Source organism: Hamadaea sp. NPDC050747 (assembly GCF_040654195.1).
Taxonomy (GTDB): domain Bacteria; phylum Actinomycetota; class Actinomycetes; order Mycobacteriales; family Micromonosporaceae; genus Hamadaea.
In genome coordinates this window covers 404186-419399 of the sequence record NZ_JBFAHM010000002.1, presented here as the reverse complement: position 1 = coordinate 419399, position 15214 = coordinate 404186, and the positions used below count along the sequence as shown (strand labels likewise).

Annotated in this window: 17 protein-coding genes and 2 pseudogenes; 14 read left to right on the top strand and 5 right to left on the bottom strand. The window is 70.5% G+C overall.

From position 1 onward, the window contains the following. Positions 1–21: 21 nt before the first annotated feature. Positions 22–279: a hypothetical protein gene (locus tag AB0H43_RS05295; RefSeq protein WP_359996803.1), complete on the top strand. Its 258-nt coding sequence runs from the start codon at positions 22–24 to the stop codon at positions 277–279. A 46-nt stretch (positions 280–325) separates the two neighbouring features. On the opposite strand, the gene AB0H43_RS05290 is transcribed toward AB0H43_RS05295, so the two are convergent. Beyond that, positions 326–748 (bottom strand): hypothetical protein, encoded by a 423-nt coding sequence (locus AB0H43_RS05290; RefSeq protein ID WP_359996800.1) that lies wholly within the window; start codon positions 746–748, stop codon positions 326–328. A gap of 185 nt (positions 749–933) precedes the next feature. Here AB0H43_RS05290 and AB0H43_RS05285 point away from each other — a divergent pair, with 185 nt between their 5' ends. The 3 genes and pseudogenes from AB0H43_RS05285 to AB0H43_RS05275 all read left to right on the top strand — a co-directional run. Next, a complete protein-coding gene (locus tag AB0H43_RS05285; protein WP_359996797.1) occupies positions 934–2244 on the top strand; it encodes a cellulose binding domain-containing protein in 1311 nt (436 codons plus the stop codon). Positions 2245–2401: 157 nt separating this feature from the next. Then, positions 2402–3349, top strand: a pseudogene (locus AB0H43_RS05280) (fibronectin type III domain-containing protein); the annotation flags it as partial. A gap of 60 nt (positions 3350–3409) precedes the next feature. Next, a pseudogene (locus AB0H43_RS05275) lies at positions 3410–4309 on the top strand (chitinase); the annotation flags it as partial. A gap of 75 nt (positions 4310–4384) precedes the next feature. On the opposite strand, the gene AB0H43_RS05270 reads toward AB0H43_RS05275, so the two are convergent. Beyond that, positions 4385–4801: an SRPBCC family protein gene (locus AB0H43_RS05270; RefSeq protein WP_359996794.1), complete on the bottom strand. Its 417-nt coding sequence runs from the start codon at positions 4799–4801 to the stop codon at positions 4385–4387. Between the two features lie 23 nt (positions 4802–4824). Between AB0H43_RS05270 and AB0H43_RS05265 the strand changes: the two genes are divergently transcribed. The 6 genes from AB0H43_RS05265 (at position 4825) to AB0H43_RS05240 (ending at position 11385) form a co-directional block, all read left to right on the top strand. Further along, positions 4825–5370, top strand: a complete 546-nt coding sequence (locus AB0H43_RS05265; protein WP_359996792.1) for a TetR/AcrR family transcriptional regulator — start codon at positions 4825–4827, stop codon at positions 5368–5370. A gap of 98 nt (positions 5371–5468) precedes the next feature. Beyond that, positions 5469–5843, top strand: a complete 375-nt coding sequence (locus tag AB0H43_RS05260) for a hypothetical protein (RefSeq protein WP_359996789.1) — start codon at positions 5469–5471, stop codon at positions 5841–5843. A 191-nt stretch (positions 5844–6034) separates the two neighbouring features. Continuing rightward, a complete protein-coding gene (locus AB0H43_RS05255) occupies positions 6035–6781 on the top strand; it encodes a methyltransferase domain-containing protein (RefSeq protein ID WP_359996786.1) in 747 nt (248 codons plus the stop codon). Between the two features lie 126 nt (positions 6782–6907). Continuing rightward, positions 6908–7558: a VOC family protein gene (locus AB0H43_RS05250; protein ID WP_359996783.1), complete on the top strand. Its 651-nt coding sequence runs from the start codon at positions 6908–6910 to the stop codon at positions 7556–7558. A gap of 132 nt (positions 7559–7690) precedes the next feature. Next, complete coding sequence (locus AB0H43_RS05245; protein WP_359996780.1) at positions 7691–8554, top strand: alpha/beta hydrolase; 864 nt, start codon at positions 7691–7693, stop codon at positions 8552–8554. 95 nt (positions 8555–8649) lie between these two features. After that, positions 8650–11385 carry a LuxR C-terminal-related transcriptional regulator gene (locus AB0H43_RS05240; RefSeq protein WP_359996777.1) on the top strand — a complete coding sequence of 912 codons (2736 nt, stop codon included), beginning with the start codon at positions 8650–8652 and terminating at the stop codon, positions 11383–11385. Here AB0H43_RS05240 and AB0H43_RS05235 read toward each other — a convergent pair. Beyond that, positions 11382–11738: a nuclear transport factor 2 family protein gene (locus tag AB0H43_RS05235; RefSeq protein WP_359996775.1), complete on the bottom strand. Its 357-nt coding sequence runs from the start codon at positions 11736–11738 to the stop codon at positions 11382–11384. The genes AB0H43_RS05240 and AB0H43_RS05235 overlap by 4 nt on opposite strands. Positions 11739–11851: 113 nt before the next feature. On the opposite strand from AB0H43_RS05235, the gene AB0H43_RS05230 reads away from it, so the two are divergent. Further along, positions 11852–11974, top strand: a complete 123-nt coding sequence (locus AB0H43_RS05230; protein ID WP_253762843.1) for a ribosomal protein bL36 — start codon at positions 11852–11854, stop codon at positions 11972–11974. Between the two features lie 7 nt (positions 11975–11981). On the opposite strand, the gene AB0H43_RS05225 is transcribed toward AB0H43_RS05230, so the two are convergent. Continuing rightward, positions 11982–12716: a hypothetical protein gene (locus tag AB0H43_RS05225; RefSeq protein ID WP_359996772.1), complete on the bottom strand. Its 735-nt coding sequence runs from the start codon at positions 12714–12716 to the stop codon at positions 11982–11984. A gap of 37 nt (positions 12717–12753) precedes the next feature. After that, positions 12754–13236, bottom strand: a complete 483-nt coding sequence (locus AB0H43_RS05220; RefSeq protein ID WP_359996769.1) for a MarR family transcriptional regulator — start codon at positions 13234–13236, stop codon at positions 12754–12756. A gap of 93 nt (positions 13237–13329) precedes the next feature. Between AB0H43_RS05220 and AB0H43_RS05215 the strand changes: the two genes are divergently transcribed. The 3 genes from AB0H43_RS05215 (at position 13330) to AB0H43_RS05205 (ending at position 15154) form a co-directional block, all read left to right on the top strand. After that, entirely contained in the window at positions 13330–13806 is a 477-nt protein-coding gene (locus tag AB0H43_RS05215; RefSeq protein WP_359996767.1) for a hemerythrin domain-containing protein, read from the top strand. A 12-nt stretch (positions 13807–13818) separates the two neighbouring features. Continuing rightward, the gene (locus AB0H43_RS05210) at positions 13819–14637 is read left to right on the top strand and encodes a helix-turn-helix domain-containing protein (RefSeq protein ID WP_359996764.1); all 819 of its coding nucleotides are present in this window, start codon (positions 13819–13821) and stop codon (positions 14635–14637) included. Between the two features lie 118 nt (positions 14638–14755). After that, positions 14756–15154, top strand: a complete 399-nt coding sequence (locus tag AB0H43_RS05205) for a VOC family protein (protein WP_359996762.1) — start codon at positions 14756–14758, stop codon at positions 15152–15154. Positions 15155–15214 lie beyond the last annotated feature (60 nt).

Here is a 15214-nt window from a genome sequence, read left to right as displayed (position 1 = left end):
ATGCGAACAGGGAGGGCCGTGATGGCTCGCAAACGACGGACGGCGGTGGCGGCCGCCGTCCCACCACCACCGGTGGAGCGCAGTCCGGTCGTGGCACCGGACAGTCCACTGGCGGTGACCGCCCGCGAACTGCTGGCGGCGCACACTCCGCCGGAAGGAAGCACTACCTGCCCGAGGTGTGAGGTGCCGGACCCGTGCGCGATCGCGCGGCACGCCAGCATCGTGTGCCTGGCGGCGCGGGATCCGGCGGAGGAGACCGCACTGGCTCCGGCCGGGTGACCGACGGCCGGCCCCGGTCGCTGGGCGACGCGCTTCGCGTGGTCGCTCAGCGGCCGGGGCGTTTCAGCTCTTTCGCCTCACGAGCCGCCTTCGCCTCCTGGTCGACTCGGGCGCGGAACTCCGGGTCGGCGCAGTAGACCGCCAGCATCGCGCGCAAGCGGGAGGCGGGGGAGACGCCGTCGCCGAGCCGGAAGCTCTTCAGCGCGAGATCCTCCTCGACGGTCAGCGTGACGCTGACCCGCTCGGGGCGCCGGGCCATCGGCCGCGGTTCGCGCAGCGACCGCCGGATCTGCGTCGCGTCGAGGAAACCGCGTTGGTAGTCCCGCCCGTGCCGGGCGGACAGGGCACGCATCGCGTCCCGCAGCGAGGACGTGCCCCCACCTAGTCCGTGCCGCCAGCGCTGCCCGTCGTCGGTCTGCAGCCAGGCTCGTCCCATCCGGCTGCCGGCGTCGTACTCGTCGGTCGTCACGGAGTCCGCCGCTACCCGGGACGCACGCGGCTGAAACGTGCTGACACTCGAAAGTGGGACGACGCGGGATTACAGTCAGGACATCCATCGCCGTCCACTCCCGCCGGACGGGCCCGGCTCCGCCCAGAGCCGAGGACGGCGCGACCGGAAAGGAAGTCCCCGTGCGCGTGCCTCGATCGAGGCGCGTGACCCTGCTGCGCTCCACGGTTCTCGCGGCTGTCCTGCTCGTCGTCGGCTACGCCGGCGCCGCGCTCGCGCTGCCCGATCCGCCTGCGCCGGTCACCGCCAACGCCACCTGGTTCGACGCCCTCGGTTCGCCCTACGGCGGCTGCGGGATGCCTCAGGCCAATTTGGACAGTCAAGACTTCGTCGCGCTCAACGTGTTCAACACCCCGGGCGACTACGCGTACTCGACGCGGCCGGTGCCCGACGCCGCCAAGACCGGCATGTGGGAGAACGGACGCAACTGCGGACGCTGGGTCCAGGTCTCAGTCGCCGACTACTGCACGGGCGTCAACGACGGCGCGCCGAACCAGGCGTTCTGCCGCAATGGGTCCTGGGTCGCCGACGCGTACAACGGCGGCACGCTGACCATGCTGGTCGCCGACAGCTGCGGCGACGGCAACGCCTGGTGCCGCGACGATCCGTACCACCTCGACCTCTCCAAGGGATCGCTGAACAAGTTCGTCAAGAACGGCGCCACCCTGACCGACCTCTACCCGGACCACTGGAACAACCGGCACATCAGCTGGCAGTTCGTGCCCGCGCCCAACTACAGCGGCGACATCAAGATCGGTTTCCTGCAGGGGGCGCAGCAGTGGTGGCCGGCCATCGCGGTGTCCCACCTCGCCAACGGCATCCACGGCGTCGAGTACCTCGCCGACGGGACCTGGCACGCCGCCGCCATGAACAGCGACATGGGCCAGTCCTACATCATCGGCGGGCTCACCTCGGGCGCGACCACCTTCCAGATTCGCGTACGCGACGTCAACGACGCGCTGATCAACGGCGGCCGGGTGTACTCGTTCAGCCTGCCGTGCCCGTCGCAGTGCTCGGTGCCGTATACGGCGGCCGCGTACACGACCTCCGGCGGCTCGACCGGATCGCCCTCGGCTTCGGTTTCCCCCTCGGTCTCGCCGTCCGTTTCCCCGTCCGTTTCGCCGTCGGTCTCTCCGTCGACGTCGCCGTCGTCCACGGGCGCGTGCTCGGCGGCGTACCGGATCACGAGTTCCTGGCCGGGCGGCTTCGGCGGTGAGGTCACCGTGACCGCGGGCAGCGCCCCGATCACGGGCTGGACCGTGAAGTGGACGTACGCCGACGGGCAGACGATCACGCAGTTGTGGAACGGCACGCTGACGACGAGCGGATCGGCCGTCACGGTGAAGAACGTGTCGTACAACGGCTCGCTCGGCGCGCGCGGGACGGCGACGTTCGGCTTCAACGGCACGTCGGGCGGCACGAACAGCATCCCGACCCTGTCCTGTACCAGTCCCTGATTTTCCGTGCGGATCACGGTTGTGCATGCTTCCCCGCCTCGCGGAAGCAAGCACAACCGTGATCCGCCGCTGACGGGATGCATTGACGGAGGCACGTCCGCAAATATTTAATAAAGCTTCCTTATAGGTTCCTCGGTTCTCTGCTGGAGGAGCAACGATGAAGCTTTCGCGTATCACGGCGCTGGTCGCGGCCGCCGTCCTCTTACTGACTGCCCCGCCCGCCCCGGCGACCGGGGCCGAACTGCTGTCCAACGGCGGCTACGAGACGGGCGTACTCAGTCCGTGGAGCTGCTCGGGTGGGCTGGGCAGCGTCGTCACGACCCCGGTGCGGACGGGGACGAAGGCGTTGCGGGGAGCCGCGTCCAGTTCGGACAACGCCAACTGCACGCAGACCGTGTCCGTCGTGTCCGGCACCTCGTACACGCTGACCGCGTGGGTTCGGGGCAGCTATGTCTACCTCGGCGTCACCGGCGGCACGTCGACCTGGACGCCGAGCGCCACGAACTGGACGCAGCTGACCGTCACGTTCACCGCGTCGAGCAGCAGCGCGCAGGTGTTCCTGCACGGCTGGTACGGCACGGGCGATTACTACGCCGACGACGTCTCGCTGCAGGGCACGGCCGGCGCGGGAGTGCCCAGCGTTCCGGGTACGCCGGTCGCCGGCACGATCAGCAACACCTCGGCCGCGCTGAGCTGGACGGCGTCCACCGGGACGGTCACCGGCTACCGGGTGTACGAAGGTGCGACCCTCAAGAGCACCGTGACGGGCACGAGCGCGACGATCTCCGGGCTGACCGCCTGCACGAGTCACACGTACGACGTGACGGCGTACAACAGCGTGGGGGAGTCGGCGCATTCGGGCAGCGTCAGGATCACCACGACCGGCTGCGGCACCGGCGTCCCCGGTACGCCCGGCAACGCGCGCATCACGTCCACAGCGGACACTTCGCTCGGCCTGGCGTGGGACGCCTCGACCGGGACGGTCACGGGTTACCGGGTGTACGAGGGCGCCACCCTCAAGACGACGGTGACGGGTACGACGGCGACGATCTCCGGGCTGACCGCCTGCACGAGCCACACGTACGCCGTTCGCGCGTACAACAGCAGTGGTGAGTCGGGCTCGGCGAGCGTGACCGGCACGACGACCGGATGCACCACGGGCACCCTGCCGAAACACCTGCTCACGGGCTATTGGCAGAACTTCACCAACGGCGCTGCGCCGCTGCGGCTGTCGGCGGTCCCGACGACCTACGACATCGTGGCGATCGCGTTCGCCAACGCCGACCCCAGCTCGGCCGGCGGCGTGACCTTCGGCGTCGACCCCGGCCTATCGAGCGCGCTCGGCGGCTACACCGACGCCCAGTTCAAGGCGGACGTCGCGACCCTCCACTCGCGCAACCAGAAGGTCATCCTGTCGGTCGGCGGCGAGAAGGGCACCGTCTCGGTGTCCAGCGCGACCGCCGCGACCAACTTCGCCAACAGCGTGTACGCGATCATGACGAGCTACGGCTTCGACGGCGTCGACATCGACCTGGAGAACGGGCTCAACGCGACCTACATGGAGCAGGCGTTGCGGTCGCTGCGGTCGAAGGCGGGCGACGGCCTGCTCATCACGATGGCGCCGCAGACCATCGACATGCAGTCGACGGGGACGGCGTACTTCTCGTTGGCGCTGAACATCCGCGACATCCTGACCATTGTGCACACGCAGTTCTACAACTCGGGCGGCATGCTCGGCTGCGACCAGATGTTCGCGTACGGGCAGGGGACGATCAACTTCCTGACCGCGCTGGCCTGCATCCAGCTGCAGAGCGCGTTGCGGCCGGACCAGATCGCGCTCGGCCTGCCGTCGTCGACCTCGGCGGCGGGCGGCGGCTACGTCAGCCCGAGTGTCGTCAACAACGCGCTCGACTGCCTGGCCGCCGGGACCAGCTGCGGCAGCTTCGTGCCGCCGGCGAAGTGGCCGAGCATCCGGGGCGCGATGACGTGGTCGATCAACTGGGACGCGAGCAACGGGTACGCGTTCGCCAACAGCGTCCACGGTCACCTGGCCGCGATGCCGTGACCCGGTAGGTCGCAACGCGTTCGCGGGACAAGTCGTGCGGTGGTCGTCGGGAGTCCGGCGGCCACCGCACGTGTCTCAGGTGGTGGCCGCCCGTTGGAGTCCAGCGTTCTCGGTCGCCAGCGCCTTGGCGAAAGTCTTGCCCAGCAACGCTCCGACGAGTTTCGCGCCCGGTCCGGTCACCTCCAGGACGAGCGTGTTGCGACAGCCGTCGCCGTCGTCGGCGAGCAGATGCCGCCCGGTCATCGTCACGCCGAGCCGCCGCGTCTGCCAGCTGAACTCGCGCGACGGGTCGAGCTTGGTGACCGTCCAGATCGCCGGGGTCTGCGCCGGCTGCCAGATCTTGGCTTGACTGCCCTCGTGGATCGGCCCGTCGTCGAGGCGTACGACGCGGCGCATGGTCGGCGTCACCGACGGCAGGTTCTCGACATCAGTGGTGAGGTCCCAGACGCGGCCGGTCGGCGCGTCGATCGTGACCGTGTTCTCCCAACGCATGAGGTCAATGTACCATTCGGTACATGTCGAGTGCGCGGACGGAGATGCTGGATCGGGTGACGGCGTACGCGGCCGCCAACGGCATCGGCGGCAAGAGCCTTCGGGAGATCGCCGACGGCATCGGCAGCAGCCACCGGATGCTCCTCTACCACTTCGGTACGCACGAGGGCCTCCTCGCGGCGATCGTCGAGGCGGTGGAACGGCAGCAGCGGGAGCTGATGAGGGAGTTGGCCGCGCGTCACGAGTCGGCCCAGGAGTTGATGCTCGCCCTGTGGGAGCGCGTCAGCAGTCCCGAGGTACGCCCGTTCGTCCGGCTGTTCTTCGAGGTCCTCGGCCTGGCGGCGCAAGGGGCGGCGGGCACGGACCGGTTGCTGGGCGGGCTCACCGAACCCTGGCTGGACAGCGGTGCCGCGCTGGCGCCGGGCGTACCCCGGGAGGCGGTCCGGGTGGGTGTCGCAGTCGTGCGGGGGCTGCTGCTCGACTTGGTCGCGGGAGCGGATCCGGCCGATGTGGACCGAGCCTATCGGCTGTTCGCGGGGTCCTTCGAAGGCCTGACCCGGAACGGATGACGTCGATGCCAGTCAATTAGGTGACGGAGCGCAGTCACTCACTCACTCCGGGCGTACGGTGCTTGCAACCCCATCGCCTCTCCCGAATCGAGGGTGACATGAGCAACGTTCAGAAGTGGGGCTACGCCTGCGCCGGCGTCGGCCTCGTCCTCGCGGTCGGTACTTTCATCGGCTTCGCCGCCGCCGACGGTGAAGGCGTCAAGACCACCCTTCTCGTCGCGGCGACCGTCTTCACCGTCGCCGCGGCCAACGGCCTGGGTGCCGGCATCGCCGACAACGTCAAGACCGGCAAGTGGGTCGGCATGATCGTCGGCGCCCTGGGCTTCGTGGGCTGGGGCATCGCCTGGCTCTCCGACAGCAGTGCGCTGAAGACCTCCTTCGGCTGGGCGGCCGTCTTCGCCGCGATCGCGGCGGTCGCCTCGATGGTCCCCGAACTGTTCGGCGGCAGTAGCGCGCCGGCCGCCACCAACTGACAACCGTCCGACGCCCGGCCGGTCCCCGAGAAATCGGGTGACCGGCCGGGCGTACGCGCGTATCGTGGCCGCGTCTGTGAAGCCACGACCTGATGAGGTGCATTGGATGACGGTTCAGGCAGCGTCGGCCCCTGTGGCCGGCCGACCCCATGGTTCTGTCCTGATCCCAGCCAATCCAAGGAGCATCCATCGTGGATCTTCCACGTCACTTCGTCATCCGCGAAAGCGGTCACCGCATCCACAATCCGTTCAGTCCTGAGAAGCTCGGCATCCTCGGTCGGGCCCTGCGCCTGACGCCCGGGACGAGCGCCCTCGATCTCGCCTCCGGTAGCGGCGAAATGCTGTGCACCTGGGCCCGAGACCACGGACTCACCGGCACCGGCGTCGACATCAGCACCGCGTTCACCGCCGCCGCCCAAGCCCGCGTCGCCGAATTGGGCGTCGCCGACCGCGTACGCTTCGTCCACGGTGACGCGGCGGGCCATGTCGCCGACGAACCGGTCGACCTCGCCGCCTGCATCGGGGCGACCTGGATCGGCAACGGTGTCGCCGGCACGGTGGAGCTGCTGCAACGCAGCCTCCGCCCGGGTGGCCTGATGCTGATCGGCGAGCCCTACTGGCGGCTCGACCCGCCGGATCAGCAGACCGTCGAGGCCAATCACACGTCCAACAAGGACGACTTCCGGGCGTTGCCGGAGTTGCTCGAGCAGTTCGGCGACCTCGGCTACGACGTCGTCGAGATGGTGCTGGCCGACCAGGACAGCTGGGACCGCTATGCGGGGGCGCAATGGCTGTCCATCCGCCGCTGGCTCGACGAGAACCCCGACGACGAGCTGGCCGAGTCGATGCGGGCCGAACTCCGCGAGGGACCGGCGAGGTACGCCCGTTTCCGGCGTGAGTACCTCGGGTGGGGTGTGTTCGCCTTGATGCGCCGCTAACACGGGGAACGCCGGGCTCGTCGTTCGGGCGAGCCCGGCGTACTCCCGCGCGACAACGCCGCGACACCTACGCGGCGACCGCGCGGCATGACGAGCCGGTGCTGCGTACGGGGTTACGGTGGGGCGATGACCGACCGGATCACGGCAGGGCAGTTTCACGACGCCGAGGGGGTCGGGGACTGGCGGGTGCTGTTCGGCGGGGCGTGCGCCTACTTCGCGACCGGGTCGTTCGCCACCGGGGTCGCCCTGGTCGCGGAGATCGGCCGGCTGGCCGACGAGGCGGATCATCATCCCGACGTCGACCTGCGCTATCCCGGCGTGACGGTACGCCTCTGGACGCACGACGTCGACGGGCTGAGCCAGCGGGACGTGGTGTTGGCCCGGCGTATCTCGGCGGCCGCCCGCGACCTCGGCATCGCGGCCGACCCGGACCCGTTGCAGGGGTACAACCTCACGATCGACGCCCTCGTCCCGGCCAACGTGCTGCCGTTCTGGGCGGCGTTGCTGGGCTACCGGATCGTCGGCGAGGAGGATCTGGCCGACCCCCGCGACCGGGGTCCCTCGATCCGGTTCCAGGTCATGGACACCGCCCGTACGCAGCGCAATCGCGTACACCTGGATGTCTGGGTGCCCCATGATCAGGCCGAGGCGCGGATCGCGGCCGCGCTCGTCGCGGGCGGGCGGCTCGTGTCGGACGAGCACGCGCCGGCCTGGTGGGTCCTCGCGGACATGGAGGGCAACGAGGCGTGCGTCGCCACGTGGCAGCGGCGTGATTGATCCGCCAGACGGGTGATTTCGCCGATGCGCGGCGACCGGCCGGTCTAAAACAATCGCATCTGTCAATGTTCTCGGCTCGTTCCACTGTCGCTCCCCCCAGCGGTGGACGCGCCACTTTCCCCGGGAGGACAGATGCACCTTCGCAGATCCCGGCTGCTGGCCATGTTGTCGCTGGCGCTGACTCTCGCGGTCGGCGCGGCCGTGGCGAGCCCGGCGCACGCGCTCAACCCGTACCAGCGGGGACCGAACCCGACGGACGCGATCCTCGAGGCGAGCAGCGGACCGTACGCGACCTCGTCGATCAGCGTGTCGTCGCTCGTGACCGGATTCGGCGGCGGCCGGATCTACTACCCGACGACCACGGCCGACGGCACGTTCGGCGGCATCGCCATCTCGCCCGGCTTCACCGCGACCTGGTCCAGCCTCGCCTGGCTCGGCCCGCGCCTGGCCTCGCACGGGTTCGTGGTGATCGGCATCGAGACCAACACCATCTACGACCAGCCGACCAGTCGCGGCCAGCAGTTGCTCGCCGCGCTGGACTACCTGGTCAACTCCAGCTCGGTGCGGACCCGCGTCGATCGCACCCGGCTCGCGGTGGCCGGGCACTCGATGGGCGGCGGCGGTACGCTCTGGGCCGCGAACGCCCGGCCCTCGTTGCAGGCGGCGATCCCGCTCGCACCGTGGAACACGGACAAGACGTGGAGCGGCGTGCAGGTCCCGACCATGATCATCGGCGGCCAGGCGGACACGGTCGCGCCGGTCGCGACCCACTCGATCCCGTTCTACACCAGCATCCCGGCGTCGTCGGAGAAGGCGTACCTGGAGCTGCGCAGCGCCAGCCACTTCTTCCCGCAGACGGTCAACACGACCGTGGCGGTGTCGATGGTGTCCTGGCTGAAGCGGTACGTCGACGACGACACCCGCTACGACCCCTGGCTCTGCCCGGCTCCGTCCGGGCTGGCCATCTCGGACTATCGAGACACCTGCCCGGCCTGATCCACAGGCGAAGTTGAGGGGCGGCCGTTCGCGGCCGCCCCTTCCCTTGGCGTTACCTGTGGGTAACACTGGACCGCATGGTATTTGCATCGGCAGTGCATGTATCTCGGTTGCGGGGCCGGACGCGGGAGGTCGACGCCATCGCCGGCCTCCTCGCGGGCGCCGCCGCCGGCCGGGGCGGCGCCCTGACGATCGCCGGTGACCTCGGGCTCGGCAAGTCGGCGCTGCTCGACCTGGCCGCGCGTACGGCGACGGGGTTCACGGTTCTGCGGACCGCAGGGGTGGCGGCCGAGGCGCATCTGGCGTACGCCGGGCTCATCCGGCTGCTGGAACCGCTGGCCGACGGCGTCCACCGGCTGACCGGCGACCACCAGCGGGCGGTACGCCGAGTGCTGGACGGCCAGGGCAGCCCGGAAGGCGAACGGCTCCCGCTTCGCCTGGGGGTGCTGGCCCTGCTCGGCTCGGCGGAACGCCCGGTGCTGTGCTGTGTGGACGATGCCGATCTGGTCGATCCCGCGACCGCCGACGTCGTCGCGTTCGCCGCCCGGCGGCTCAGCGGCCGGCGGGTCGCGGCGTTGCTGACGACAAGCCAGTCCGTCGAAGGCGTCCGCGCGCTGCGGCTCGCCGCGCTGGACTTCGCCGACAGTCAGGCCTTGGTCGCCGACCGGCTGGACCTGGTGGACGAGGCCGTCGCCGCACACCTGGCCGAGATCGGCCACGGCAATCCGCAGGCCCTGGTCGACCTGGCCGAGTCGCTCACCGCCGCGCAACGGGCCGGGACAGCGCCGCTGCCGCGTGGCCTGCCCGGCACCAGCACGCTGCGGCAGGCGTACCGGGCGCGGCTGGTGGCGTTGCCGCCGGAGACCCGGGAACTTCTGCTCCTCGCGGCGACCGAGGAGACCATGCACACGGCGACGCTCGCGCAGGCGGCCGAGGCAGTCGGCCTTGGTCTCGGCGCGCTCACCCCAGCGGAGCTGTCCGGAGTGGTACGCGTGGCGGACGGCGTGGTGAGCTTCCCGCAGCCGTTGGTTCGGCTGACCGCGTACGAGCTGGCCCCGTCGGCCCGGCGACGAGCGGCGCACCGGCTGCTGGCGGATCTGCTCGACGGTACGCCGGACCGGCTGCGCCGCGCCCTGCATCGCGCCGCCGCCGGTGACGCGCCCGATCCGGCGTTGGCCGTGGAACTGGCCGACGCGGCGGCCGGCAGCGCCCGCCCCGATCAGGCCGCTGTCGCCCTGGAACGAGCGGCCGACCTCGCCGGGGATCCGCAGACCGCCGCCGCCCATCTCGTCGCCGCGGCCCGATCCGGTTGGCTCGCCGGGCGGCCCGCGTACGCCCGAAGCCTCATCACCCGGGTGCGGCGGACGCTGGCCGACGCCGCGCGTACGCCGGAGGCCGATCGCGTTCTGGGCCAGACCGACCTGCTTCTCGGCGAGATCGAGCTGCGCTCCGGTGCGACGGCGGCCGCCCTCGACGCCCTGCTCGCGGCGGCTGATCGGCTCGCGGCCGGGCATCGGGCGCTGGCCGTGAGCGTCCTGATGCGAGCGTCGGAGGCGGCCTGTTTCTCCGGAGAGTATCCGCGCGTCGCCGAAGTCCGTGCTCGTGCCGAGGCACTACGGCGGCCGGACGACTCCGTGCGCCTGCGGTTCGTGTTCGCCCAGATCGACGGGTTCGCCGCCACTTTCACCGGCCGCCTGGACCAGGCGAAGCCGTCGTTGCGGGACGCGATCGCCCTCAGCGAGCGGCTCGGCGAACCCGGCGCGCTGACCGCTGCGGGTGCGGCGGCGTTGCTGCTCGGCGACGACCACACCGCGCTCCGGGTGACCGAGCGGGCCTGTGCGTCGGCCGACGCCGCCGGAGACCGAGCGGTGCTGCCGGTGACGCTCGAACTCATGGCGTACGCCCAGTTCTGGCTCGGCCGGCACGACGCCGTCCAGCAGAGCTGCCTGGCCGGACTCCGGACGGCCCGCGCCGGGGGACAGGAGAACTACGTCGGCGACCACCTCGGACTGCTCGCCGTGCTGGCCGCCGTACGCGGTGACGCCGACGGGTGCCGTCGGCGGCTCGCCCAACTCCGGGCGCCGATCGAGGCCGGCCGCGTCAGCCGTCCACGCGTCCTGCGGGACTGGGCACTGGCCGTGCTCGACTTGGCCGCCGGACGGTCGGCCGAGGCGCTGAGCCGGTTGTCCGGCATCGCCGACCCGGCCACCGGGCACGGCCACATCGTCGTGCAGGTGCTCGCCACCCCGTGGCTGGTGGAGGCGGCCGCCCGATGCGGTGCGGCCGCCCTCGCCCGGCCCGCTTGGCAGGCGTACGACCACTGGGCGGAGCAGACCGGCGATCCCGCGCGCCGGGCGCTGGCCCGGCGCTGCCATGCTCTGCTCGCCGAGCGGGGCAGCGCCGCGGCCGAGGACGAGTTCCGGGCGGCGTTGGACCTGCACGCCCTGTCCGACGCCGACTTCGAGCACGCGCGTACGCATCTGTTGTTCGGACAGGAACTACGGCGTACGCGGCGGCCCCGGGATGCTCGTGAGCACCTGCATCGCGCCTGGGACTTGTTCCAGTCGGCCGGGGCGGACTACTGGACCGATCAGGTACGCGCCGAGCTGCGGGCGGCCGGCGAGCCCGTCGCGGCTCCCGCCCTCGACGCGACGGCGGCACTGACGGCGCAACAGTTGCAGATCGCGCACCTGGTGGCCGACGGGGCGACGAACCGGGAGGTCGCGGCCCAGCTGTTCATCAGTACGCGCACCGTCGACCATCACATGCGCAACATCTTCCACCGCCTCGGGATCCGCTCCCGAACTGAACTGGTGCGGGCATTGCGCTAAAGCATGCCGTGCGGAACGTCGGAGTCGTCGGGGATCGGCTGGACGACGTCCCAGTGCTCGACGATCTTGCCGTCGGCCAGCCGCCAGATGTCGACGACCGCGACCTCCTCGGCGGGGGTGCTCATCCGATAATGCAGGACGACCAGGTCGTCTTCGGCGATCACGCGCTTCAGGTCGAGTTTCGCCCCGGCCACCGGCGCGGTCGCGATGTACGCGATGAACGCGTCGCGGCCGGAGGGGTTGCCCGGGCTGTGCTCGACGAAGTCCTCGTGCAGCAGGGTCTGGAGGATGTCGATGTTGCCGGCCGCGAACTCGGCGAAGCCGGCGAGGACGAGGTCCTTGTTGTGCGTCATGCGGATCACGCTCGCAGTCGCCGTCGGCCGGGTCGATTACCTCACAGGTAGCGGGGAATAGGTCGCCGCCGATCGGCGTTGCAGCGCACGTTCCACGATGAAGGAGGAGTGCGATGAAGGTTCGCAGCTCACTGCGGTCGCTCAAGCAGAAGCCGGGCTCGGCGGTCGTCCGCCGCCACGGCAAGCTGCTGGTGATCAACAAGCGGGACCCCCGGCTGAAGGCCCGCCAGGGGTGACACCCGCTCAGGGGCGGATGATCACCGCCTCGCGGAGCGTACGCAGAAACGCGGCCGCCTCCGCGTGCGACGGCTTGCCGTAGAACACGCCGACACCCATGCTGCCGTGGTCGATCCATGCGCACAGCACGACGGCCTGCTTCTTGTCGTCCTTGCCGTCGCCGCACTTGAGCAGGCCGCCGAGCGGTCCGGCCGGGTAGTCGGCCACGTTGCGCAGATCCGGTCCGGCGCCCTGAATCACGGCTGTCAGGGTGCCTGCCGGATCCCAGATCAACCCGGTGCCGCCGAACGCGATCACGGACCGGCCGGAGTTCCGGGGATCGACGAATCGGTCGGCGAAGCCGTCGTCGACGTACTCACTGGCCCGGATGCGGAACTTCGCCTCCTCGGCGAGGAGGCGTACCAGGCCGTTGTCGTCCCGCTGCAATCCGGCCACTGTGGATGGTGTGGCGGCGATCCGGGACGGATACTCGCCGCGCAAGGGCGCTGTGATGACGGCGCAGGCCCCGCAGCAGACGAGGCTCAGCAGCCCGAACACCGCCAGCACCCACGGCCACCGGCGGCGTGGGCGTACCTGGACGACGATGACCTGCGGCGGCATCGCCGGTGGAGTAATCGGTGAGGGTGGCAAGGGTGGCGCGGCCGCCGCCGGGGGCAGGGCGATCGTCGGCGGCGGGGGAACGGGGGCCGAACCGTGCCAAGGGTCGGCGGCCGGTGGCAACGGTTTGGTGGGATCGACCACCGCCACATTAAACCGCTGCCGGCCGCGGACACTCCAGTCAGGCATCGAGTTCGGTGAGCACCTCTCGTTCATATGCGGCCAGCGTGTCCACGAACAGCTTCCGTTGCGCCGGGGTCAACGGCTGGAGAGTCTTCCGCCAGGCCCGAGCTCCCCGCGAAAGCCAGGCGTCAATCGACGGCCGCCGGTGTTCGGTGATGCTGACGATGGTGCGGCGGCGATCGGCGGGATCGTCGCTCCGTACGACGACTTCGCGACGGCTGAGCTCGGCGATCATCAGGCTCACCGTCGTCGGCGCGACCTCCAGCCGGCGCGCCAGTTCGCTGACCGTGAGTGGCCCGTCGAACAGCAGGTACGACAGCAGCGACAGGTGCCGGGGGGCGAGCGCGAGCGTCTGCAGCTCCGCAGGGACCGGGATGCGCTTCACCCGGCCCACCATCCGGGGCATGAGCAGCAACAACATCCGAACGCCGTCGTCGACGCTCAGCCCGTCGGCTGCGGTGGCCGCCTTCGCCGTTGACATAGCTTTGTCTCCAAAGTATTTTTGCTTGCAAAGCTAATTCTTTCGCCCAGCTGAGCGTAGCGGCCCGCCGCCGCTCGCTTCGGAGAGGCAGTCATGTCCACGCCCTTCGGTCAGGTCGACCCGGTGGCCGCCACCCGCATTCGCGCGGCGGCACGACAGCTCGCAGACATCCATCGAGGCCTCCGCGAAGACCTCGCTCAGGTCCGTGCGGCCGCCCAGGCGTACGCGGACGGCGATCGGGCTGAGCCGCTGCCCCTGCCCAAGCGCCTCGCCGATCACTGCGTCGCCTTCTGCGAAGCCCTGCACGCCCACCACACGGGTGAGGACTCGCTGGCCTTTCCCTATCTCGACGCCACGGTGCCGGAGCTGCGGCCGGTGCTGTCCCGTCTCCGGCAAGAACACATCGTCGTCGCGGATCAGCTGCGGACGATGCGGGAGTGGCTCGACATCGGACACGCAGATCCGGACGAGGTGCTTCGCCGCATCGACCGGCTGACCGCTGACCTCGACGAGCACTTCCGCTACGAGGAGGAGCAACTCGTCCCCGCCATACGAGCGCTCGACGCGTGAGACAGTGGGGGCATGCCTCTCGCGGAGACGGCGGACCGGCTCGCCCCGACGCCCTTACGGCAGGCCGTCGGGGTGTACCGGGGATATCACTACAGTGGCCAGCCCCCGGGCGTACATCGTGGGCTGCCGTCGCTGGGCATCACCGTGGTGCTCAGCCTCGCCGCCCCGACCCTGGTCGCCCTGGATGCCACGGAACCTCCGCGCGGCTACGCGTCGCTGGCCTCGGGAATGACGGTCGGCCCCGCGTACATTCCGCACGACGGCGAGCAGTACGGCGTACAACTTGAGCTGACTCCAGCCGGCGCCCGCGACCTGCTGGGGTTGCCCGCGGCCCCGCTCGCCGCGCTGGTCGTGCCGCTGCCGGAGCTGCTGGGCCGGGACGCGCGCGAGCTCATCGAGCGAATGGCCGACGCGCCCGGCTGGCCGCAGCGGTTCGACGTGCTGGACGAGATCCTGACCCGCCGTCTCGTCAGCGCCCGAGTACGCGAGCCCGCGCCCGAGGTGGCGCACGCCTGGAACGTCATCGTCGCCCGAGCCGGTGCGGTACGCGTCGACGCGCTGGCCACCGAGGTCGGCTGGAGCCGGCGGCACCTGTCGGCCCGATTCGCCGCCGAGTTCGGGGTGTCGCCGAAGGACGCGGCCCGGATCGCCCGGTTCGGTCGGTCGCATCGGCTGCTGCGTGGCGATCGGAAGCTGTCCCTGGCGGAGATCGCCGCGCGGTGCGGCTATTACGACCAGCCGCATCTGGACCGGGAGTGGCGCGCGCTCGCCGGTGCCGCGCCGACCGGCTGGCTGGCCGAGGAGAACCTGCCGCTGCGCCCGCTCGACTGAGCAGCCCGCTCGACTGAGCAGCCCACTGCACTGAGCAGCCTGCTCGGCTGAGAAGCCCGCTGGGCTGAGTTCCCATTCGTCCAAGCCTCGCCCGGCCTGGGTGCGGCAGGGTGGACGCATGAGTGAGATCAAGACGGCCGTCTGGCCGGTGCTGCGCTACCAGGACGGGACCGCCGCGATCCGATTCCTCGTCGAGGCGTTCGGCTTCGTCGAGAAGGCGGTGTACCCCGGCGACGGCGGCGTGATCGACCATGCCGAGCTGACCTGGCCGCGCGGCGGTGGAGTGATGCTGTCGAGCCGGTCGGGGGCCGGCGACGAGGTGCGGAGGTCACCCGGAATCGGATCCGTGTACCTGGTGACCGACACACCTGACGATCTGCACGATCGAGCGGTCGCGGCCGGGGCGACGATCGTGCGCGGACTCCGCGACGAGGACTACGGCTCCCGCGGATTCACCGCCCGCGATCCCGAAGGCGTTCTCTGGAGCTTCGGGACCTATGCCGGCGAACCGGACTGACCCGTCGCCCGGTTCCACCTCGGTTCCACCCAGGTTCCACCCGTGGGTTGGAGCCTTCCG